Origin of the sequence: Nitrosomonas ureae, from assembly GCF_001455205.1 — a bacterium.
Lineage (GTDB): Bacteria > Pseudomonadota > Gammaproteobacteria > Burkholderiales > Nitrosomonadaceae > Nitrosomonas > Nitrosomonas ureae.
Window position 1 is genome coordinate 255,409 of sequence record NZ_CP013341.1, and the last position, 21,017, is coordinate 276,425.

Consider the following 21,017-nt stretch of genomic DNA (forward strand, 5'->3'; position numbering starts at 1 on the left):
CCGGTGTATTGAAGCTATACCAGATTATAACTTGGTAAAGACTGGAATTACCGCACCAGCAATACTGTTAATATAACGATTGCCGTCATCATCCCATGTCATCAGCAAACCACCAAAGCGACTTTCCGGATCACCCAACAGAGCCATCAAACGTTGTACTTCCCACAACGCGTCTTTGGCTTCCATCTTAACTTCACGGGTTTCTCCAGGTTCAATCCCTCTGTCGTCATCCATTGTCAAACCAGTAGCTACCAGTTCTTTTGGATAATCAGGATCCAGATGTTTCTGACCCAATGGATTTACAAAACGAACACCCGCCGTCGTAAACTCTCCGATGTTAACCGCTGAGTCTCCGTTGTTGGTGATTTCCATCGTCACGCGTAATGCACGTCCAGGAACGTCATAGTTAGCATGCGTTACCTTGATCGCTACCGGATTCGGTGCAATCGGCATTGGTTCTACCTTGGATTCACCCGCTTGGATCGGTATGGTATAAGGGTGTACGCTTTCAGTATAACGATAGCCTCCCCATACCAGCGCGCAGGTCAGTATCGCTATCGCCATACCAAATTTCCTGTCTGTCGGTGATGTCAGTAGTTCGTCACCATACGCCAGCAATACACGACTGCGCGGCAAAAACATCGGTTTCGCTACAAAATAACCAATCCAGAATACCCCTAAGCCTGTCCATAAAACGTGCCAGAATATACCATTGCTGAAGTTAAACGTCTCCAGATCAATCGTTTTTCCTGTCAATGTGGTTACAGGGTTGGTAAAGTCATCCCAGCTACCTGAAATGTTCATCCACGCCGCTGGTCCTGCAATAGGGCCCGCATCTTTTACGTTCACCATTGCATGCATGTGATGACGGCCTGGAATACGCGCTTTCAGTTTAACTTCAAACTCATAGTCACGACCAATGATCAATGGCCCTGATATGAATGTCGGTTCGCCATTCAGCTTGGTGCTCAAACGTACAAACACCGGACTTGGGCTACCTACGTTAAAGAATGCACGATCAGGCTTACCTACCGCACGTGGCCAATCTTCTGCCAGGTGAAATTTCCCTGTCATGGTTGCAATGTCATTTACTTTGGTGACTTTAGGTTGCCATTTCAGGTCATACCATTGAATACTACGCATACGCAGAAACGGTTCTTGTGAACGTTCACCGTGTGCCGCCGCTGTATTAACATCTACCGTCAGCGTCAGCGCCAGTGAGGCCGCCCCTATCGCCGCTCCATACAGGCCTAATACGCCCAGTTTAAAAATGCTTTTTATATTCATTATTTAATCCCCTGTGCAAAGCCTTTTTCACCAAATGCCGTTACGTCGTGCTTCATCGATATACGTCCTCTTTCTCCTTTAACATAGTAGAAAGCGGTACAGTATAGTTTGCCAAAGTACCACCATACGCAGAACATCAGCATAGATACAAAGGCTGAGAAAAACGCAGCAATCACCGTGGTGTGACCACCAAAGGTACGCAGCGATCCTTGCTCAATCAGGCGAACATATTCCGGTGTACCTGTACGTACATACAGAAAACCTGTGTAGTCGGCTACTGACAGTAATACACCTTCTACAACCAGCGGCAAGTGGGTTGGACCAAAAATAGGCCAGTTGCCCGGATAGAAAAATAAACCCCAGAATCCACCGCCTAACAGTGCGGTTACCAGCCAGTTACCCGTCAATAATAAAATCGTATCCAGCATCAGTGCACCAGGAATCATGGTCGATGGCAGTACAAAATTGATCGGATAATGCGACCACCAGTAAAAACCCCAGTAACGGGTCAGCCATTCACCTACTAACAGGCATACAATACAAAGTGTCGCGCCAAATGGCAGGCGATAGTTTACCCACAGGTAATACATCAGCGCCGCACAGTACATGACACCTACAATCGGTGTTACTACAGGCCACCATTGACGATCTTTCCAGTCAAGCCAGAAATCCCAGTCCCCTGCCAGTAGCATGAAGTGCATGTGATACGTTCCTACCAGAAGAATACAGAGAATTGGAAAATAAACCGCATCTATATATCTGGACATCTTGACCGCTTCCGGCGGCATCTTCGCTGCCGCTATAATTTCGTCTGTTCTACTCACTAGACCCTCCCTTCATTTCATGTGATATTAAATATGAAAACATGACGATACGCTTCCCTTACTTCTCTTTATCGTCAGCCTATAGGCTTGTTCCCATTAGTACAAAAACTTAGTCGAGATATTCCTTACCTCCCTCGTCCTTTTCCTGGCAGAGGAAGGTAAGTTCCATCCAAATTAAGGAACGATACGATTGTTCAGAATTTCTCTGCTTGCGTTGTTCCAGGTTACATCGGTCAGGTTAGAGTAACGGGTGATAATCTGTGCCGCTATACCACCTGAGAATAATCCCGCCCAGCCCAGAATCACAAAGCCCCAGTGCAACGGCGCGCTAAACAGCTCTTCCATGAACCAGAATGCATGTCCCCATTCGTTCAACCCTACGTTCGGCAGAATCATCAATGGGCCTGCAATCGCCATTACCAACGGGAAAGATGTACCGCGGCTATACAATGGCAGACGTGTCATCGCGTACAGGTATGCCGCTACTCCGCATACAATGTACATCGGGAATGAGCCATAAAACACCACTACGTGACTCGGTGTAAAGCTCGTGTCTCGTATAATCACCTGGTGCCAGCTGGCGTCTTGTTCGGTAAAAAAGCTGCCGCCCCAGTAAACACCAAACAAATATACACCCAGCCACATCATCCAGTAAAAATAACGTTTGATTTCAAGCTTGGTGTCCAGATTGTCCAGTTGTTCCTTGGTATCGCGGGTCTTCAGTATCCAGCCCCAGGTTACCAACGCAAACAATGGCATCAGTGTCATGTGGACGCGCCACAGTCCCATCCATACCTTGTCAAATTCCGGCTCCATCGAGTCCATGCCATGTGAATACGCAAATGTCCTTTGGTACCAGATCCAAAATATCGCTACCAAAAGCATCGTTAACATGCCTATCTTGTAATATTTCGAGTCGTACCACAGCGACATGTCATAGTTGGCGCTCGCAGCGCCGCTAGTTGTGCCATAGGTTGTTGCCATGTTTCTACCTCCTAACTGTTAATCAAAACTACTTCTCGTTCTTCTCTAATACTACTACTCTTATACTTCTTACTTACTTAATACTAATTAATTAGTACTCCTAAATTCGGTAGCCAAAACCTTCATATAACTTATAGTATTCTACCCCGCTTTTAGCTACACCTCTCAGGCTAGTCGACCTTGGGGTTCAAAGTCAAGTCATTTGTCATAAAATTACCTTCCAAAACTCAAAGCCTCTCCCCCTCCTTTCGCCCCTTTCCCCTTTACTCACAATAACTAAAGGGATAAGCATCATCACTCCAATATCAGCAGAAATATTTTTGTCCATGGATATCGAAATCATTGATGAATTTATCTCATGACACTAACGAATAAGATATTTACTAGAAACATAATTATTCCGAGTATTAACCAATTTTTTCCTGCTGTTTTCAGATCCGGATGATCCCTTCTATAATAGGTATATCCCATCGCTATCCCCACAATGGGAAAAATTATAGTACCCACAATAATTGCAATATTCAATCCAGTCGAAACTGCAGGCTTTTCATTAGCTATTTTTCTCATTTGTTTTTATGGCATTCAGCAGAAATAAAGAATCAGCAAATTAGAGAATTTGAACTTATTCTCAGAGTAAACATACCGTTAATGTCGCACAAGATAGGCACTATTCATATTAATACTACCGCATTTTCTGTAGCAGTCCAATCCCCAAGATCGCCATAACAATGGAAACCAGAGGGTTCAGCAAATTTAACAAAGCATACCCCGCGTAATCCAAAGTCGGAACTCCCAATGTGGCAGCATAAAAAGTACCTGCCGTAGTCCAAGGGATTAATCCGGTCGTCAAAGTAGAACCTTCTTCCACCGAACGAGATAATATGGCCGGATCTAATTCTTTCTCCTGATATGCCCCTTTAAATAGCTGACAATTAAGAATTATCGATATATATGCTTCACCCATCGCTATATTACCGAGAAATCCCGCTGCGATTGTGGTGAAAATTAATGTACTAATACGCTGAATACGCGAAATGATTTGCAGCAATAACACTCGCAGAAAACCAGCATGATGCATGATGCCACCCAGCGCAAGTGCCAGAATGGACAATAATAACGTCCAAGCCATACTGTATATACCACCGCGCCCAAGCAAAGTATCGATGCTTTCAATACCGGTGGTTTCCGGCAAATTTATCCATAGCGCATTGATCACATCGACGCCATCCCGGCCCTGATACACCACAGCGATCAACATCGCCAGTAGAATACTGCACGACATACTAACTTCTGCAGCATAACGCTGAATACTCAATCCAAGCATCAGCAACAAAGGCAATAATGTCACCCACAAATCCAACTGATAAGCGTCTGCCAAGGCGTCACGAATTTCATTAATATAGTTTTCGGGCAATGCATTTCTGTCATATTGCATTCCCCATATAGTAAAAATGATCAAAACGATGATAAACGTTGGCATAGAGGTATAAAGCATCGAACCGATATGGCGATAAAGACTGGTGCCCGCACTCATGGCAGCAAGATTAGTGGTATCGGAAATGGGTGACAATTTATCACCAAAGGTCGCGCCAGAAACGATTGCCCCCGCCACCAAGGGCAATGGGATACTCATTGCATCGCCGATACCAATCAGTACTATGCCAACGGTCCCGACAGTCCCCCATGAGGTGCCGGTAGCAATCGACATTAAGCCACATAAAACAAACCCTACTACCAGGAATATGCTGGGATTGAGCCAATCCAGTCCGTAATATAACAAACTGGCAATGGTGCCGCTTTGCATAAAACTGGCAATCACCATGCCGATCAACAGAAAAATATAAATTGCCGGTAACGCTTTGGTAATGCCCGCATCCATCATACGACGGATAGCGACAAACGAATAGCCCAGTCCGCGTGTTTGTATGCTGACCCAGATTAATGCCAGAAAAATGAGCGTGTGCAAACTGGCTTGCCAAACAAACAACCCCAGTGAAATCAGCAGCAATACACCAGAAAAGCAAAATACTGCATGGAAAAATGACGGCAACCGACAGGCAATTGATAACTCATCTATCGACACATCTTGTTCAGTCATCGGCAACTCTATTTCGATGTTTCATTTTCGAACAATGCCACCCAGTCACCATACCCCTTCGCTTGCAAGTCTTCCTTTTTAATGAATTTAAGCGCTGCGGAATTAATACAATATCGTCGGCCAGTAGGCGCTGGACCATCCTCAAAAACATGACCCAAATGACTATCTGCATATCGGGAACGAACTTCGGTGCGTGGCGTCCAGAGCTCATAATCGGTTTTGAATTGGATATACTGTTCACTTATCGGTTGATAAAAACTCGGCCAACCAGTGCCTGAGTCAAATTTATGAATCGACGCAAACAACGGTTCACCCGATACAATATCCACATAGATACCTTCGGTCATGTGATTCCAGAATTCATTCTGAAATGGCGGCTCGGTATCAGCGTATTGCGTAACTTGATATTGAAGTGCCGTTAAGTCATCCTTCAGTAATTCGGGATCTTTTTTAAAATTTTCATACGGATTAGCCATTGTGGTTTTCCCTTTTCTGCTCACTTATTGATGATGAAATTTATCGGCACAGTTACCCACTTATCGCAAAAAGGCCTCGGTGTTGTCAAAAATGCCCAGAATAACATGTCCTACTTTGTTTATGGCACCTGGCCGGGCGATAACGGCGAATTTGCAATCATCGACAAACCTCTCGGTAATAAGAAATTCGCCTACGCCAAACTGCTACATTTATTGAAACCCTCAATACATAGACAAATTCCCATTTGCCCGCACCTGAGTCAGGAAGAAAATGCCTGCACCGGTTGTCCTTGGATGATTGCCGATTATACAAGCCAACTTGAGCAAAAAAGAAATCGCTTTATTTATGCGATGAAAAGAGTCGGATTTGATACTACGCAGCTTACTATCAATCCTGTTCACCCTGCGCCACAATCTTATGGTTATCGCAATCGCTGTCAATTAAAAACCGATGGCGTGCAACTGGGCTTTGTATCTGAAAACTCATATCAAATTGTACCGCTCAAAGATTGCATCGTACTCAATGATGCCTGCAGAAACTTATTAAAAACAGCCATTCAGCAATTACCCAATGCGAACTGGCAAATTGATAATGGTCAGAATTGGAATTTCATCGAACTGGATGATGATATGCAGGCTAATGAAATTCTCATTAATCAGAAACGCCCTTTCAAACAAGGTAATGCCGCGCAGAATGCATGGATGCAATCCTGGTTAAAAGAAAAACTGGCCAGCAACTCCTGTTCTGACAAAGTGGTAGAATTATTCTGTGGCTCAGGTAATCTCACTCAAATCATAGCCGAATCAAATTGCACCTCGATAATTGCATTGGAATCTGACGATAGTGCAATTCAACAACTTAAAACAAGAAATTTCGATAAAGTCATACCTCAAAAATACGATCTGTTTGATCCATTAGTCTGGAAGAAGCTGCAGCAGAAAATCAATGATGCAAAAATACTGGTACTCGATCCACCACGCGCGGGATTAAAAAAACACAACGGATTCTTTAATGGATTCAGAACCCTAAGTACGATTATCTATTTCTCGTGCAACCCAGAAACTTTTGCGCGCGATGCTTGGTTTTTTTATCAGAACGGATTTTTGATTACTGAAATTCAATTGATTGATTTGTTTCCCCACACCCATCACGTTGAAGTATTGGCTGTATTTAATCGTCCTGAACGATCCAATATTTGAGTTCCGTTGATGCTTCGCAAAACTTGTCACAGCTTATCCCAGTGAAGTTCGATAATCAGAATCAATCGCCGATATCACCCTCCAAACATCACAGTTTTAAAGCAACTCGGAATCATAACAACTTCAAATCATCCGGAGAACATTAAATATACGCAAGACCTGTTTGCATGAGTTCAGTTAAATGAATGTTTTGTTCATTTACTTCGCTGTCTGCGGCCAATATGGCTAAAGAACCGACTGATATCTCGCCATTATCGAGCATATTGATGTAGGGCGACTTATCGCTTTGCGTTGGAATGGTTCCGAAAAGATTTAACCATAACAAAGTTACAATTTCATCGTGATGAGTAAGGTTTGTAGCATTGATAGCAAATGCGCCCAACTGTTCGTAGCTCAAACCTTCATCAGCTTTGGTCAGGCCGATACTGGCGTATTCCTGATTCGCAACGCTTGAAGCGCCAAATACTGCACCAAGCAGCTTTGCAACCTCCCCTGCATGACCATCCAGATCAAGTGCCAGTCCAGTGTCGTCAAATTCTACGCGCTCAATATTCAATAATATGTCTTGATTAGCGGGATTGGTATTAGCTGCGATAAAGTAATGGCCGGAGGATTTACCGAACGTAAATTGATGACGCGGGAATCCGATCACCACAGTATCTGTCCCCCCTTCTCCATCCAGGCTATTGCTGGCACTGTTACCTATGAATATATCATTGCCTTGACCACCAATAGCATTCTCAATCGTCACATTATCAGCAATCCATATATTATGAATTGGTGAACCGATATTTACGCCATTGGATTGCACATATACCGACTGGCCTATCCGTGATGCACTAGCCGGATTCAAATCGATCAAACTCGGGATTGCACCTGCATACCGAATGGTATCGGAGGAACCGCCTGCATCCCAGATGGTTTCGTGATAGGTGCTTGAATCATCGAAAGTGTAAGTATCATTGGTGGTATGATAAAAATTATTAGAACCGTACAGAAATTGTATGGCAGAAATATCAAGCACCATCGGCGTAGTGGGATGAAAGGAAAATTCTGTACCTTCATCACCCTCCAAGTTTGAGTAGGTATAGCTCATGATGGTATGCCGGGTGTTATCCAGATCTCTCGGCAATGCGACTTTTGATGGGTCGTTGGGATCCGCAAATGGATGCTCGAGACCCAATGCATGGCCAAGCTCATGTAAGATAGTTTCAAAAGAAATACTACCTGGATTCCAATCCTGAAAACGAAGAAGGCCTTTCGTGTTAATCCAAATATCACCTGCCAGAGTGCTGGGACTCGGAAGATAAGTCCAAGCAAGGATTGATTCTTCTGGATCTTCCGTATAGGCTGCACGTATATCCCCCACTTCACTGGCTGTTTCCGCCACCTGCACGAAATTCAAATTAGCAACATTGGCCCATTGCTGTAACGCGCTCACAAAATTGGTTTGATCTGCTGCGGTAAGCGGGACAAAAGCACTATTCCATGGCTCACCATCACCAAATTGAAAACCATATCCTCCCGAAAGCGACGACCAAAATAATGGATTATTACTAATTGGAAAACTATATGAAATCGTTGTACTGGCCCAACGAGAAATACTCAATAGTGAGTCAATCGTATCATTGGCTGAATCAACGTGAGTAATCTCACTGGAAGTAAAAGGCGATGGCATTAATGAACTCGAATAATGAATCAAATATCAGGGAAAGAAGCTATCCAATGCAGGATCTGGATTTAATCTATAAATAATGATGTAAATTCCATCTAATGCTCCACCCGTTCAACAAAAATAATAAGCAAGTCATATTTCTCTATTAATCATATTGTTATCATACACATCATACAAATTCCAGACCTGTCGCCGCTAACCCGATGAGATCGATATTGTCGGCGTTGATTGCCGAATCGGCCGCCAGCATACCCAAACTGGATTCCGTGTAAATGCCCTGCTGGAGTAGCTCAACATAATAATTCAAGTCGCTGAGCGACGGTGCAGTGCCTACGACATTGGTATACAGCAAGTCAACGATATTATTATTGTTTGCATTCGTTCCTAGTTTGATACTTAAAGCTAATTCCATCAAACTACCATAGCTCCACCCACCATCCAACAATTCCAGCCCGATTCCCACATATTCTTTATTTGCAACCGAATCTGCACCAAATACAGCGCCAAGCGTTTTGGCAGTGATGCCGACATTGCCATCGACATCCAATGCAAGATTTACATCACTAAAGCTGATCCGTTCAATCTCTTTCAGCGTGTCAGTTCCTTCTATGCTAGTGTTATCGTGAACGCTAACGCCGCTACTGGTGTTGCGGGTAAGGGTAAAAGCATCGTGGCTACCGGCATAGATAGCTACATCAATGCCTTCTTGCCCATTGAGATTATCATCTCCACCGCTACCGTTTAAGCTATCGTTGCCTCCTCCACCCGTGAGAATGTCATCGCCATCTTCACCATCAATCCTATTACCGAGTGAATTGCCAATAATCCAGTCGGCCGTTGCTGAACCGGAAGCTTTCTCGTATTCTCCATAGAACCAGCGCAAATTAGCAGGATCCTTACCCAAGGAAATGGTATTTTGCACATCAAAGATGCTCATGGATACGCCGACTAAATGGGCAGCGCTCGTGATGTTAACTCCCATATTCAGATAAGCACCACCGGCATACTCTGATAGATTGATCGTATCTATACCGCCGGTATCGAAATAGGTTCGATATCCTGCCACACCCGCCGTGATCGTGTCATTGCTTAATCCGCTCGTTCCAGTTCCTTCACCGTAAGCCTGTTGCAGTGCAATCACATCCAGAATCATCGGAGTATAGGCCTGAAAAATATCGCTTGAGCCAGGCAGCAAGGAATGCTGATTATCATACGACATAATCGTAAAATATTCCTTGTACATGTCTTCCGCACCGTTGATGCGAAAGCCAAGCTGAGCAAATCCAAGATCTTTGGTAGCAACGTAATCCGTGGTAATGGTAGGCTTACCGGTGCTGATGTTATATGCGCTATGAGGATGAGAAAGGCCTAGCGAGTGCCCCAATTCATGTACCAGAGTTTGCCGGGCTCGTGTATTTAAATCAAGTGTTAAATCGCCGTTGAATTTTGGTGCATAAGCGTTAAGAAAAATATCATTTGCCCCTCCTGTATAGTTAAACAGAAAATTATCGGAATTCCCTCCGGAAATTCCGGCAAAATTCACGTCTGAACGATAAATCCAGCTAATGTTGATATCGGAAACACCAGCCCTTCCAACATCTTCAGGATTTGGCGTAACATCAATGCTGCTGGTAAAACTGTCATAGTCCCCTAACCACTGAAAAGTAATATTTGCAAATTGCGAGTAGGTCTGCAGAATAGCTTGAATATTACTCTCCATGCGCGTGGTCCATGTAACTTCGCTTGTGCCACTCGTATAAAGTATTGGATTGAAACTGGAATAATTTAGATTCAGATAATCATCATGGCTAAAGTCATCCGAAACGGAAACGCGGATGGTGCTGCCGAATTTGTAATTGGGTAAGCCGAATGCATCAAAGTTGAACATGGCTTTAGTAATAGCTGTATCCGGTGTATAAGCAATATTGATAGCCATATTTTCTCCTTTGCAGTCTGATTTATCAGATCACAATCTACGCAACTAATTCAAGCACATAATGGCCGAAAACTTAAATCGCTCAATCGCATTGGCGGTATTTCCGGCTATCTTGGCGAAAACTTTCCTTGCTTTACTTGATAGATACGCCTCAATTTAGCTAAACAAAACAAATCTCTCAGGCAATTTCACAATAAATTCGAAGCTTATTTTTCGAAATTTATTACTTACCACTTGCAAAAAATTATTGCGGATAATAAGTTCTGTCAGATTGCACAACTGTCACTTCAGGCGGAATCGATAAATTATGTTTAACAAATAACCAATTAATCTTTAATCACCTCCACATATCCATTGACATACCACTGATAAAGCACTTCTTCAGTTTCTTCATTCATATATAGGGGTGGCAATATTTCTTGATCATTCGCCAGCTTAATCAACACATGATATGCATCATCGCCAACTTCAAAAATTTCACCATTTATAAATAACTTATTGACTCCACTTAACATTCTACTTTTTAAGTTAAGTTGGACGCCATTTCTCATAATTTGCCGTAGAAATAAATCCGAACCCAAGGGCTTCGTCGGCTGTTCAAAAAAAACATGAGGTTTCGGTTCTGAAAGATAAATACCCAGAAAGTTTTGAATATCGGTACGAGTCCATTTAATCTTTTTCAGAATTGAATCTACCTGAGAAAGCATTGCCACGTTGATTTCTGATGGATAAACTTGCAATCGCAAATCAGGATCCGAATACCTGCCCTCCACAGCTAAATCATCTTGTAAATAAATCAGAAATTGCATCATTAACTCATGATAACTGGGTGCGCGAAACCCGATGGAATAGGTCATACAATCAGCTTCAGCGATACCGTTATGAGCATATTTGGGGGGCAAATAAAGCATATCTCCGGCATTAAGCACCCATTCTTGTTCCGGCAAAAAATTTTTCAATATCCTAAGCGGAGCATCGGCTACAAATTCATCATCCTGTTGAGAGGATATTTGCCAGCGCCTGGATCCCATACCCTGCAACAGAAACACATCGTAAGAATCAAAATGCGGCCCGATTCCACCGCCTTTAGGCGCGTAGCTCACCATCAAATCATCCAGGCGAGCATGAGGAATAAAGCAAAATTTTTTCAACAAATCACGAGCGGAAGGGAGAAAATGATTTACTTCCTGTACCAGTAAAGTCCATTGTTTTTTAGGGAGCTTGGTAAAATCATACTCGTTTAAGGGACCATGCTGCAGATGCCATTTTCCCTTTTTATGGATAACTAGACGAGATTGCGCATCTTCAGTACATGCATGCTTTATCAGTTCATCGCGCGTTAACAAACCGTTAAACCCAGGTAATGCATTTCTGATCAGCAACGGACGTTTCTGCCAGTAATCTCTTAGGAAATCTTTGGGGGTAATTCCTCCCAATGAAATTGTCTTAATTTTATTAATGCCGCATTCCCCACAATTCTTCCAAGCGTTTATCCCGTCCGCAATTATTCCGGTAATATTTATATCGCAACGGATTTTTCTGATAATAATCCTGATGATACTCTTCAGCTCGATAAAATTCTGTCGCGGGTAAGATTTCAGTCACTACCGGCTTAGTAAATCTACCGGATTGATCCAGCATCTTTTTCGAGGTTTCAGCTTGTTCTTTTTGCTCAGAATCGCGATAAAAGATTGCACTACGATATTGCGCACCAGTATCACAAAACTGCCGGCCAGGAGTTAGCGGATCAATGGTAAACCAATAGGCATTCAGTAGCTTGGAATAGTTGGTTTTTGTTTTATCAAAATAAACCATGACTGCCTCAACATGCCCCGTTTTTCCGGCAACTACCAGCTCATAGGTTGGATTTGCAACTGTACCGCCAATATAGCCGGATATCGTCGATACCACGCCCGACATCTTGTCAAAATCAGACTCTGTACACCAAAAACAGCCACCGGCAAAAATTGCAGTGTCTAAATTCTCATTTGTCAAATAAACAGATTCCGATTCAGCAATCATTGAATCAATTTGTTGGCACCCGCTCACGGACACAAATAACAAAATCACATACAAAAAATACCGTAAATGCAAAACTCGCTCCCACATGAAATTACCCCCTGAGCGCTGGTAGTTGATCCTCTTTCCGAATAAATTTTAGCGCCACTCCATTATTGCACCATCGTTCATTTCTGGGTGGCGGGCCATCCTTAAAAACATGACCCTGATGCCCTCCACAACGTGCACAGTGATACTCTATCCGCAGAATAATCAATTTAAAATCACGCTTAGTACCAACGTGCCCAGAAATAGGTTGTGTAAAACTTGGCCATCCGCTTCCGCTCTCGTACTTATATTGACTTTCAAATAGCGGCAGATAGCATGCAGCACATATGAAAGTTCCTTCTCTATGTTCGTGATTCAATTCGCTGCTGCCCGGATGTTCAGTGTGCTCGTGAAATAATACCCGGAAAGCTTCTGAAGACACCAGGCTACGCCACTCTTTAGGAGATTTCTTCAGTCGCTCAATCGGCGCGTCATTAACGGTTATGGCAAGCGATTGATCGGGAATAAAAAACATCGACACGGGTAATGCAGTGGCTAAACTCATTCCCTGCAGAAAGGTACGCCGATTCATAAGAAATTCCCCACAACATTGACATCGATACATAACAGGCTATCAAGCAATACCAGCAACTCAGAAATGCAAATTATTAATTCAATCCTGGCACCATTGCCACTTTAATCATTTCCGGAAAATCGTAAGCCTATTAACAATTCAAACAGATACTCATCAGTTTATTTGCTTTGCTGAAATTTGATCTATTGGTTGGCACTAAGTTTCAGACATATTCCGCGCCCTGCAGATTCCTCTACAAATCCTGTATCATCACAATTTTAAGATTATATCTCAGCCTACATGAAAATAACTTTTCTGGAATTTGAGCAAAGTATTGCTGAATTTGAGTCAAAAATTGAGGAATTACGTTTTGCACAAGATGATTCTGCACTGGATATTTCAGCAGAAATCACGCGTTTACAAGCTAAAAGCCAATCGCTCACAAAGAATGTTTATGCAAAACTGACTCCCTGGCAAATCTCACAAGTTGCTCGGCATCCGCAACGTCCGTATACACTGGATTATATCGAACATCTGTTTACTGATTTTGAAGAGTTACACGGTGATCGTAACTTTTCTGATGATCATGCAATTGTAGCCGGTCTGGCTCGTTTTAACGGGCAAACTATCATGGTAATCGGACATCAGAAAGGACGTGACACGAGGGAAAAAATTTACCGAAATTTTGGCATGCCTAAACCGGAAGGGTATCGTAAAGCCTTACGTTTAATGTACTTGGCAGAGAAATTCTCTATCCCGTTAATTACTTTTATCGATACTCCCGGAGCATATCCAGGAATCGATGCGGAAGAACGAGGGCAATCAGAAGCCATTGGCAAAAATCTCTATGTCATGGCGCAACTAAAAATTCCCATTATTTGCGTAATTATTGGGGAAGGCGGATCAGGGGGAGCCTTGGCAGTAGCAGTAGGTGATGTAATTCATATGTTGCAATATTCCACTTACTCAGTAATATCTCCCGAGGGTTGCGCATCAATTTTATGGAAAAGCGCGGATAAAGCACCAGAGGCAGCTGAAATTATGGGCATCACAGCCGATCGACTAAAATCGTTTAATTTAGTGGATAGTATAATAGCTGAGCCTGTAGGCGGTGCTCACCGTGATTATCCGGCAACTATGCAGGCGGTAAAAAATGTTTTACAGGAATCCCTACGTAAACTCCAGGATCACTCAATCGAAACACTCTTAGAAAAGCGTCTGGAACGGCTTATGACATATGGTTCATTCAAGGAAGTTAAAGTCGATTAATTTTCTGCGGAATGTTCGGGAGGCATTACTCGCTCACATCAAGCCAGGTGATCACTTAGCTGTCGCTCTGAGCGGTGGTGTTGATTCAGTTGTTTTGCTACATACACTCGCCACACTTTCCAGAGAAATTCCTCTAACACTATCCGCAGTACACATTAATCACGGTATAAGTAGCAATGCAATCCTCTGGAGTAAGTTTTGTTGTCATTTATGCCATTCTTACGGTATTTCTATTTATATTGCTTATTTAAAAATCAAGAAAGAAACTGGTGAAAGCCTTGAAGCAAAAGCTCGAGAAGAACGATACCGCGTATTTAGTCAAATACAGGCAGATTATGTGGTATTAGCACAACATTTAGATGACCAAGCAGAAACATTGTTATTACAATTACTTCGTGGCGCTGGCATAAAAGGGTTATGTGGCATGCCTCCAGTCAGAAAACTATCGCCTATAGGAATACCGCAAATATTGCGGCCCTTACTAGAAATTTCTCGCGATGAAATAGAAAGTTATGGGCGATTAAACAAATTGAACTGGATCAAGGACGAGAGTAATGACAGCATTATTTTTAATAGAAATTTTCTCCGTCATGAAATTTTGCCGATATTAAAAACACGATATCCTAATTATCCCAAAATATTGCTACGCACCAGCCGTCATTTCTCAGAAGCTTCATTGCTGCTAGATGAATTAGCCGCCATAGATAATGAATATTGTATGGTTTCAGGAAAAATTCAAATTAGCAACATACGTATGCTCAGTTTTGCGCGCGCTAAAAATCTGCTACGTTACAATCTGGCACAACGGGATATTACCCTTCCTAGCACGGTAAAATTAGAAACCATTCTGCACCAGATTTTGTCGGCAGGGCCTGATAGTCAACCTTGCATCCGTTTCGGGAATACTGAAATTCGCCGTCACAAAGGCTCAATTCATATCTTATCCAGCAAAACCCCTCTTTCAAGTTCTGCACATTATATATGGAATGGAGAAACCCATTTAGTATTGGATCATTTTAACGGCACTATCTGCTTTACAGACATAAAAAGCCAAGGCATTAGTCGAAAGAAAATATCGACTGAATTGATTACCATACGCTCACGTGAGGGTGGCGAACGTTTTATGCCAACCTGCAATCGTCCTCGAAAAAGCTTGAAAAATTTACTGCAAGAAGCATCAATTCCACCATGGGAACGTAACACAATACCTTTAATATTTTGTGGAGAAAAACTGATATGGGTTCCTGGTATCGGCATTGATTGTGAATTTCAAGTAGAATCGGACGAGTTCGGAATCTTACCTATATGGCACCCTCTGTAACAAACAATAAGAAATTATGTGCTTTGAATTCCGAGTTCCCATATCACAAGGGTTGTCGTTTCGGACCACTTATTCTTTATAGGAAAGCAAAATGATTTTTGTCACCGGAGGCGCAGGATTTATTGGAAGTAATTTTGTTTTAGATTGGTTAACGCAATCTGATGAAAAAATTATAAATCTTGATAAATTGACTTATGCCGGAAACCTAAAAAATTTACTGACGGTAGCTAAAGATCCTCGGCATATCTTTATACAAGGAGATATTGCTGATACACAGCTGATCGATCAAATATTAACGCAGTACCAGCCGCGCGCAATTATTAACTTAGCTGCAGAAAGCCACGTCGACCGTTCAATTCATGGCCCCGAAGATTTTATTCAAACCAATATCTTAGGAACATTTCGCTTATTGGAATCTGTTCGAACTTATTGGAATAATCTTTCAACCGCCACAAAACAGAATTTCCGCTTTCTTCATGTTTCAACCGATGAAGTTTATGGTTCATTAGCATCCAACGAGCCTGCATTCACAGAGAATCATAGATATCAGCCCAATAGCCCTTATTCAGCCAGCAAAGCTTCCAGCGATCATTTAGTACGCGCGTTCCATCATACCTATGGTTTACCCGTGCTTACCACAAATTGTTCAAACAATTATGGCCCCTTTCAATTTCCGGAAAAATTGATACCACTAGTCATTGTTAATGCTCTGGCGCAGAAACCCTTACCTTTATATGGGGATGGTTTGCAAATTCGTGATTGGCTTTTTGTTTTGGATCATTGCAGTGCCATTCGCCGTATCCTAGAAACAGGCATTCCAGGAGAAACTTATAATATCGGGGGCTGGAATGAAAAACCAAATATTGAAATCGTAAAAACGATATGTACGATACTTGAAGAAATTTATCCAAATGTAGTTTTTCATAATCTGATTACTTCCGTCAAAGATCGTCCTGGCCATGATCGGCGCTACGCTATTAATGCCATTAAGATTGAAAAAGAATTAAGCTGGAAACCGGCAGAAACATTTGAAACAGGAATTCGTAAAACCATTCATTGGTATCTTAATAATCAAGAGTGGGTAGCAGATATTCAGACCGGGGCATACCGCGAGTGGATTAAAAAAAATTATACCGAGTTAAGATAATGAGAATCTTACTTTTAGGCAAAAGTGGACAACTGGGATGGGAGCTACAACGAAGTCTAGCACCTTTAGGAGAACTTATTTCTTTAGATTCAGCAAGCAAGGAATTGTGCGGTGACCTTTCTAATCTTAAGGGAATCAAACAAACAATTCAAAAGACTGCGCCCAATATCATTGTTAATGCCGCAGCTTATACCGCTGTCGATAAAGCAGAAAATGAGCCAGAATTAACACAAATCCTTAATGCAGAAGCGCCTAAGATTTTGGCGCAAGCGGCAAAAGAACAAAATGCGAGGTTAATTCATTACTCAACGGATTATGTTTTCAATGGTAATGGCGCTCAACCTTATGATGAAACTGATACTGCTGATCCTCTAAATTATTATGGCAAAACAAAACTGGAAGGTGATGAGAATATACTGACATCAGGTTGCTCGCACTTGATTTTCCGTACTAGCTGGATTTATGCAACTTTTGGAAGCAATTTCATCAAAACGATTCTTTACCTGGCACAGAACCGGGATAAGTTAACCATTGTGAATGATCAGATAGGTTCGCCAACAAGCGCAGAATTAATCGCTGATACCACAGCTTATACGTTGTTTACAGTAAAGTATAAACCCGAGATTTCCGGATTGTTTAACCTAACTGCAAAAGGATATACATCCTGGTACGAGTTCGCTAAATTTATTCTGGAATATGTTGAAAAAAGAAATCTTCCACTTAAAATTCACTCGACTGATATAGATCCAATTTCAAGTGTTGAGTTTCCTTTACCAGCCAAACGACCTCTTAATTCACGCTTGAATACAAGCAAATTGGAAAACACATTCCACTTAAGTTTGCCAGCTTGGCAAACTGGCGTGTCCCGTATATTAACGGAGATATTGTGCAAGAAAAAACTTTAAATGAATAAACAAGCCACTATAAATACTCATTCAGAAGCGCCCTAGAAAACGCAATGACAACTGAATTTTAGGCTCTTAAGAATCGTGTTGACCTAATAGGAATGGACGCCCACTATCTTAAAGGTCATCGAAGTGCCAAAGTATGATGCAATAAAACCAGGTAAGTAGTCGCCCCTGAAATATCACCAAGCTATTGATATTAGGGATAGATTCTATTGATTGCGATGATTATAACGATCGGAAATGTTAAAATGACGGTTATTTTCTGGTTGAAATGGTGATTAAGAATGCTAGGGTCTGTTGACATTTCACATAGGTAGCCACAGATATCCACATGCCATGGCTACCATACTCTCAAAATTTCTCTTCAGTTTGTCGTATCGTGTCGCTACTGCCCGATACTGCTTTAGCCGGGCAAAAGCATTTTCCACCAAATGTCGGTATCCATACAAACCCCAATCCATATCTGCGTTGCCCTTCAACGAGTTGCGCTTTCTCGGTATCACAGCTCGAGCCCCTTTCTTCGTTATCTGTTCTCGTATACATTCGCTGTCATAGCCTTTGTCCGCAACAATCGCTTTCGCGTCAGGCAGTTTGGCAATCAAATCAGGTGCTATAGAACAGTCATTGACTTCTCCACCGGTGATTTCAAAATCGGCTGGTAAACCATAACTATCAACCGCCAGGTGAATCTTTGTGGTATTGCCTGCGCGGCTTTTCCCGATCGCCTGTGGTTCCTTGTCCGCTGCGCCTGCACTATGCTGGTGCGCTTTAACATAGCTGCCATCAATAAATTCCCATTCACAATCCGGATCAATAGACAACGCCTTGAAAATACTTAACCATTTGCTGCTTAATGACCACGCATTGAATCTTTTGTAGATGGAATTCCAGCTTCCAAATGCCTCAGGCAAGTCTCGCCACGGGCAGCCAACCCGCATTCGATACAGCATACCTTCTACTGTCATGCGCAGATTGCGCTTGTTATATATCGCTTCTTGAAGCAGAATCTTCTCCAGCTTCGACCAGAACTCATCACTGAGCATCAATCGGGGCATCGCAAACTCGTTTTGTTGGTGGTATGGGAACCCCAATATTACGAGTTTGTTTCTATCTATTAAATACTTATCTCAAAACGTCAACAGACCCTAAGACGTAGCAGTACGATTCATCAACCGAATTTGTTTGGAACAGATTTGTTGATGCAGCTTGATCCTGCTGACCCATTGCTGAAGCTTGCATCGGCGATACCATGGCAAGCGTTTGAAGAATCATTCTCGATTCATTACACGGCGTTGACAGGAGCGCCCAGTAAACCGATCCGACTGATGGTTGTGGGCTATTGATACTGAAACAGTTAGAGGATCTGAGTGACGAATCGGTGGTATTGCAATGGAAGCGCAATCCGTACTACCAGGCATTTTGTGGTCTGAAAGAATTCCAGCGAAAATTGCCCTGCCACAGCACGGCACTGGTTCACTTTCGTAAGCGCATTGGCGCTGAAGGCGTAGACCGGATTTTTCAAATGAGCGTTGGTCTGCATGGAGACTTGGCACAGGAAGATGTCATCCATGTAGATACGACGGTCCAAGAGAAGAACATCACATACCCGACCGACAGCAAGCTTGCAATTAAGATCATCAATCGCCTGAACAAGATTGGCAAAGTGCATGGTGTTACACAACGACGTACCTTTGTTAAGGAAGTCAAATCATTGCGGCTGGCGATCCGGCATTTCCGTCACGTTACCAAACGAGCGCAAGCCAAACGTGCCCTGAAGCGGCTTAGAACCATTGCCGGTATTTTGATGCGGGAGCTCGGGAGGCAATTACCGCAACACTGTTTGTTCGAGTGCTACCAAAGGGATTTTCTCTTGTATGAACGGATTCTTGCGCAACAGCCGAAGGATAAAAACAAGATCTACTCGCTGCATGAATCGCAAGTGTACTGTGTGGCCAAGGGAAAAGATCACAAACAATACGAATACGGCAGTAAAGCATCGATAGCCAGTACCGCAAAAGCAATTTGATCGTCGGTGTTGTCAGTCATGAACAAAACCGACATGACAGTCATACGTTACCGGAAATATTGCGTCATGTGGAACAATCGCGCGGGAGAGCCGCTAAGCAAGCCGTATGCGATCGCGGCTACCGTGGCAAACGTGAAGTCAATGGAACCCAGATCATTTTGCCTGGAAAAGGACTCAAGAAAGATACCCGGTACCAGAAAGACAAGAAGCGAAAACAATGCAGGAGGCGTGCCGCGATTGAACCCATCATAGGCCATTTGAAATCGGATTATCGCATGACGAGAAACTATTTGAAGGGTGCTGTGGGTGATCGCATTAACCTGCTGATGGCTGCCGCCTGGAATCTCAAACTAATGGCTGTTGCCCATTTTTTTGTTTTTCTTCCCGTGGCGAAGATTACAAGTTTCACAGATTCTTTGATAGATCAAAATTAGCCTGTTCGTTTACTTTATTGACAAACCATCTTTTGAAACCACTGATACAAATATAGCGATTGATGGGGTTTTTCAGGGACGACTAAGTAGGGCACGCCCGACAAGAAGATTACAATGATAGGCATTGATTTAACAAAAGAAGTATTTCAGATTCACGAGGTAGATATGCACGGCAAGGCTGTGCTGCGCGAGCAACTGCGCCGCAGCGAGATGGTTGGTTCGTCGTCAATCTTGAGTCTTGCCTGATTGGCATGGAAGCTTGTGGTAGTTCACACTATTGGGCAAGAAAGCTGGGCGAATTGGGGACATACAGTCGAGCTCATGTCACTCCCGGTTTGTAAAGCCCTATGTGAAGACCAACAAACATGACCTGGCGGATTCAGAAGCGATTTGTGAAGCAGTGAATCGACCCAACATGCGTTTTGTATCGATCAAAAACGTTGGACAACAAGCATTCCTGTCGATGCACCGTGTCAGACAGGGATTCGTCAAAGCCAGAACCGCGCAGGCAAATCAGATACGCGGCTTGCTCTCTAAATTTGGTATCGTGCTGCCCCTGGGAATCCGATCGATCAGCAAACGTATGCCGGATATTCTGTAAGATGCCGAGAATGGTTTGCCAGGCATCCTGCGCAAGTTGTTGGAAAGATTAAATGACCATTTTAAGAAATTGGATCGTCAAGTGGAAGAACTAGGGCTGCAGATGAAGCTATGGCATAAGGAGAATGAAGCTAGTCAGAAACTGGAGGCCATTCCCGGTATTGGCCCGATCACACTTGGGCATTGTCTGCTGCCCAGCCTGATCGGGCCGG

General features: G+C 43.0%; 16 protein-coding genes and 2 pseudogenes. 7 read left to right on the plus strand and 11 right to left on the minus strand.

Annotated features, from left to right (window positions below):
• Positions 1-24: 24 nt before the first annotated feature.
• The 5 genes from ATY38_RS01305 to msrB (ATY38_RS01330) all read right to left on the minus strand — a co-directional run bounded on the left by ATY38_RS01305 (position 25) and on the right by msrB (ATY38_RS01330) (position 5,669).
• A complete protein-coding gene (locus tag ATY38_RS01305) occupies positions 25-1,287 on the minus strand; it encodes a methane monooxygenase/ammonia monooxygenase subunit B (RefSeq protein ID WP_062557704.1) in 1,263 nt (420 codons plus the stop codon).
• Positions 1,287-2,111, minus strand: a complete 825-nt coding sequence (locus tag ATY38_RS01310; RefSeq protein ID WP_062557705.1) for a methane monooxygenase/ammonia monooxygenase subunit A — start codon at positions 2,109-2,111, stop codon at positions 1,287-1,289. Before ATY38_RS01310 ends, ATY38_RS01305 begins: the two co-directional genes overlap by 1 nt.
• A 174-nt stretch (positions 2,112-2,285) precedes the next feature.
• On the minus strand, positions 2,286-3,095 hold the full coding sequence (locus tag ATY38_RS01315) for a methane monooxygenase/ammonia monooxygenase subunit C (RefSeq protein ID WP_062557706.1): 810 nt from the start codon (positions 3,093-3,095) through the stop codon (positions 2,286-2,288).
• 682 nt (positions 3,096-3,777) lie between these two features.
• Positions 3,778-5,193 (minus strand): Na+/H+ antiporter NhaC, encoded by a 1,416-nt coding sequence (nhaC, locus tag ATY38_RS01325; RefSeq protein WP_062557708.1) that lies wholly within the window; start codon positions 5,191-5,193, stop codon positions 3,778-3,780.
• Between the two features lie 8 nt (positions 5,194-5,201).
• The gene (msrB, locus tag ATY38_RS01330) at positions 5,202-5,669 is read right to left on the minus strand and encodes a peptide-methionine (R)-S-oxide reductase MsrB (protein WP_062557709.1); all 468 of its coding nucleotides are present in this window, start codon (positions 5,667-5,669) and stop codon (positions 5,202-5,204) included.
• A gap of 30 nt (positions 5,670-5,699) precedes the next feature.
• Between msrB (ATY38_RS01330) and ATY38_RS01335 the strand changes: the two genes are divergently transcribed.
• The gene (locus tag ATY38_RS01335; protein ID WP_235590357.1) at positions 5,700-6,869 is read left to right on the plus strand and encodes a class I SAM-dependent RNA methyltransferase; all 1,170 of its coding nucleotides are present in this window, start codon (positions 5,700-5,702) and stop codon (positions 6,867-6,869) included.
• A 142-nt stretch (positions 6,870-7,011) separates the two neighbouring features.
• Here the strand turns inward: ATY38_RS01335 and ATY38_RS01340 are convergent, their stop codons facing one another.
• The 5 genes from ATY38_RS01340 to msrB (ATY38_RS01360) all read right to left on the minus strand — a co-directional run bounded on the left by ATY38_RS01340 (position 7,012) and on the right by msrB (ATY38_RS01360) (position 13,118).
• Positions 7,012-8,547: a M10 family metallopeptidase gene (locus tag ATY38_RS01340; protein WP_062557710.1), complete on the minus strand. Its 1,536-nt coding sequence runs from the start codon at positions 8,545-8,547 to the stop codon at positions 7,012-7,014.
• 166 nt (positions 8,548-8,713) lie between these two features.
• Positions 8,714-10,480, minus strand: coding sequence for a hypothetical protein (locus ATY38_RS01345; RefSeq protein ID WP_062557711.1), 1,767 nt, complete (start codon positions 10,478-10,480; stop codon positions 8,714-8,716).
• Between the two features lie 326 nt (positions 10,481-10,806).
• Positions 10,807-11,916, minus strand: a complete 1,110-nt coding sequence (locus ATY38_RS01350) for a cupin domain-containing protein (RefSeq protein ID WP_082632972.1) — start codon at positions 11,914-11,916, stop codon at positions 10,807-10,809.
• 19 nt (positions 11,917-11,935) lie between these two features.
• Complete coding sequence (gene msrA / locus ATY38_RS01355; RefSeq protein ID WP_235590358.1) at positions 11,936-12,475, minus strand: peptide-methionine (S)-S-oxide reductase MsrA; 540 nt, start codon at positions 12,473-12,475, stop codon at positions 11,936-11,938.
• 118 nt (positions 12,476-12,593) lie between these two features.
• Positions 12,594-13,118 (minus strand): peptide-methionine (R)-S-oxide reductase MsrB, encoded by a 525-nt coding sequence (gene msrB / locus ATY38_RS01360; protein WP_062557714.1) that lies wholly within the window; start codon positions 13,116-13,118, stop codon positions 12,594-12,596.
• Between the two features lie 282 nt (positions 13,119-13,400).
• Between msrB (ATY38_RS01360) and ATY38_RS01365 the strand changes: the two genes are divergently transcribed.
• The 4 genes from ATY38_RS01365 to rfbD all read left to right on the plus strand — a co-directional run bounded on the left by ATY38_RS01365 (position 13,401) and on the right by rfbD (position 17,742).
• Positions 13,401-14,369 (plus strand): acetyl-CoA carboxylase carboxyltransferase subunit alpha, encoded by a 969-nt coding sequence (locus ATY38_RS01365; protein ID WP_062557715.1) that lies wholly within the window; start codon positions 13,401-13,403, stop codon positions 14,367-14,369.
• Entirely contained in the window at positions 14,338-15,690 is a 1,353-nt protein-coding gene (tilS, locus tag ATY38_RS01370; RefSeq protein ID WP_062557716.1) for a tRNA lysidine(34) synthetase TilS, read from the plus strand. Before ATY38_RS01365 ends, tilS begins: the two co-directional genes overlap by 32 nt.
• A 91-nt stretch (positions 15,691-15,781) precedes the next feature.
• Positions 15,782-16,837, plus strand: coding sequence for a dTDP-glucose 4,6-dehydratase (gene rfbB / locus ATY38_RS01375; RefSeq protein WP_062557717.1), 1,056 nt, complete (start codon positions 15,782-15,784; stop codon positions 16,835-16,837).
• Entirely contained in the window at positions 16,837-17,742 is a 906-nt protein-coding gene (gene rfbD / locus ATY38_RS01380) for a dTDP-4-dehydrorhamnose reductase (RefSeq protein ID WP_062557718.1), read from the plus strand. Before rfbB ends, rfbD begins: the two co-directional genes overlap by 1 nt.
• A gap of 308 nt (positions 17,743-18,050) precedes the next feature.
• On the opposite strand, the gene ATY38_RS01385 is transcribed toward rfbD, so the two are convergent.
• On the minus strand, positions 18,051-18,800 hold the full coding sequence (locus tag ATY38_RS01385; protein ID WP_082632973.1) for an IS5 family transposase: 750 nt from the start codon (positions 18,798-18,800) through the stop codon (positions 18,051-18,053).
• A gap of 144 nt (positions 18,801-18,944) precedes the next feature.
• On the opposite strand from ATY38_RS01385, the pseudogene ATY38_RS16995 reads away from it, so the two are divergent.
• A pseudogene (locus ATY38_RS16995) lies at positions 18,945-20,191 on the plus strand (IS5 family transposase).
• A 128-nt stretch (positions 20,192-20,319) separates the two neighbouring features.
• Positions 20,320-20,980 (plus strand): annotated as a pseudogene (locus ATY38_RS15350) (IS110 family RNA-guided transposase); the annotation flags it as partial.
• Between the last annotated feature and the right edge of the window lie 37 nt (positions 20,981-21,017).

What these genes read in the sequence shown, in the direction of transcription:
- ATY38_RS01305 (WP_062557704.1), bottom strand. Translation starts at nt 1,287, where the DNA reads ATGAATATAAAAAGCATTTTTAAACTGGGCGTATTAGGCCTGTATGGA.
- ATY38_RS01315 (WP_062557706.1), bottom strand. Translation starts at nt 3,095, where the DNA reads ATGGCAACAACCTATGGCACAACTAGCGGCGCTGCGAGCGCCAACTAT.
- nhaC (WP_062557708.1), bottom strand. Translation starts at nt 5,193, where the DNA reads ATGACTGAACAAGATGTGTCGATAGATGAGTTATCAATTGCCTGTCGG.
- msrB (WP_062557709.1), bottom strand. Translation starts at nt 5,669, where the DNA reads ATGGCTAATCCGTATGAAAATTTTAAAAAAGATCCCGAATTACTGAAG.
- ATY38_RS01335 (WP_235590357.1), top strand. Translation starts at nt 5,700, where the DNA reads ATGATGAAATTTATCGGCACAGTTACCCACTTATCGCAAAAAGGCCTC.
- ATY38_RS01340 (WP_062557710.1), bottom strand. Translation starts at nt 8,547, where the DNA reads ATGCCATCGCCTTTTACTTCCAGTGAGATTACTCACGTTGATTCAGCC.
- ATY38_RS01345 (WP_062557711.1), bottom strand. Translation starts at nt 10,480, where the DNA reads ATGGCTATCAATATTGCTTATACACCGGATACAGCTATTACTAAAGCC.
- msrB (WP_062557714.1), bottom strand. Translation starts at nt 13,118, where the DNA reads ATGAATCGGCGTACCTTTCTGCAGGGAATGAGTTTAGCCACTGCATTA.
- ATY38_RS01365 (WP_062557715.1), top strand. Translation starts at nt 13,401, where the DNA reads ATGAAAATAACTTTTCTGGAATTTGAGCAAAGTATTGCTGAATTTGAG.
- tilS (WP_062557716.1), top strand. Translation starts at nt 14,338, where the DNA reads ATGGTTCATTCAAGGAAGTTAAAGTCGATTAATTTTCTGCGGAATGTT.
- rfbB (WP_062557717.1), top strand. Translation starts at nt 15,782, where the DNA reads ATGATTTTTGTCACCGGAGGCGCAGGATTTATTGGAAGTAATTTTGTT.
- rfbD (WP_062557718.1), top strand. Translation starts at nt 16,837, where the DNA reads ATGAGAATCTTACTTTTAGGCAAAAGTGGACAACTGGGATGGGAGCTA.
- ATY38_RS01385 (WP_082632973.1), bottom strand. Translation starts at nt 18,800, where the DNA reads ATGCCCCGATTGATGCTCAGTGATGAGTTCTGGTCGAAGCTGGAGAAG.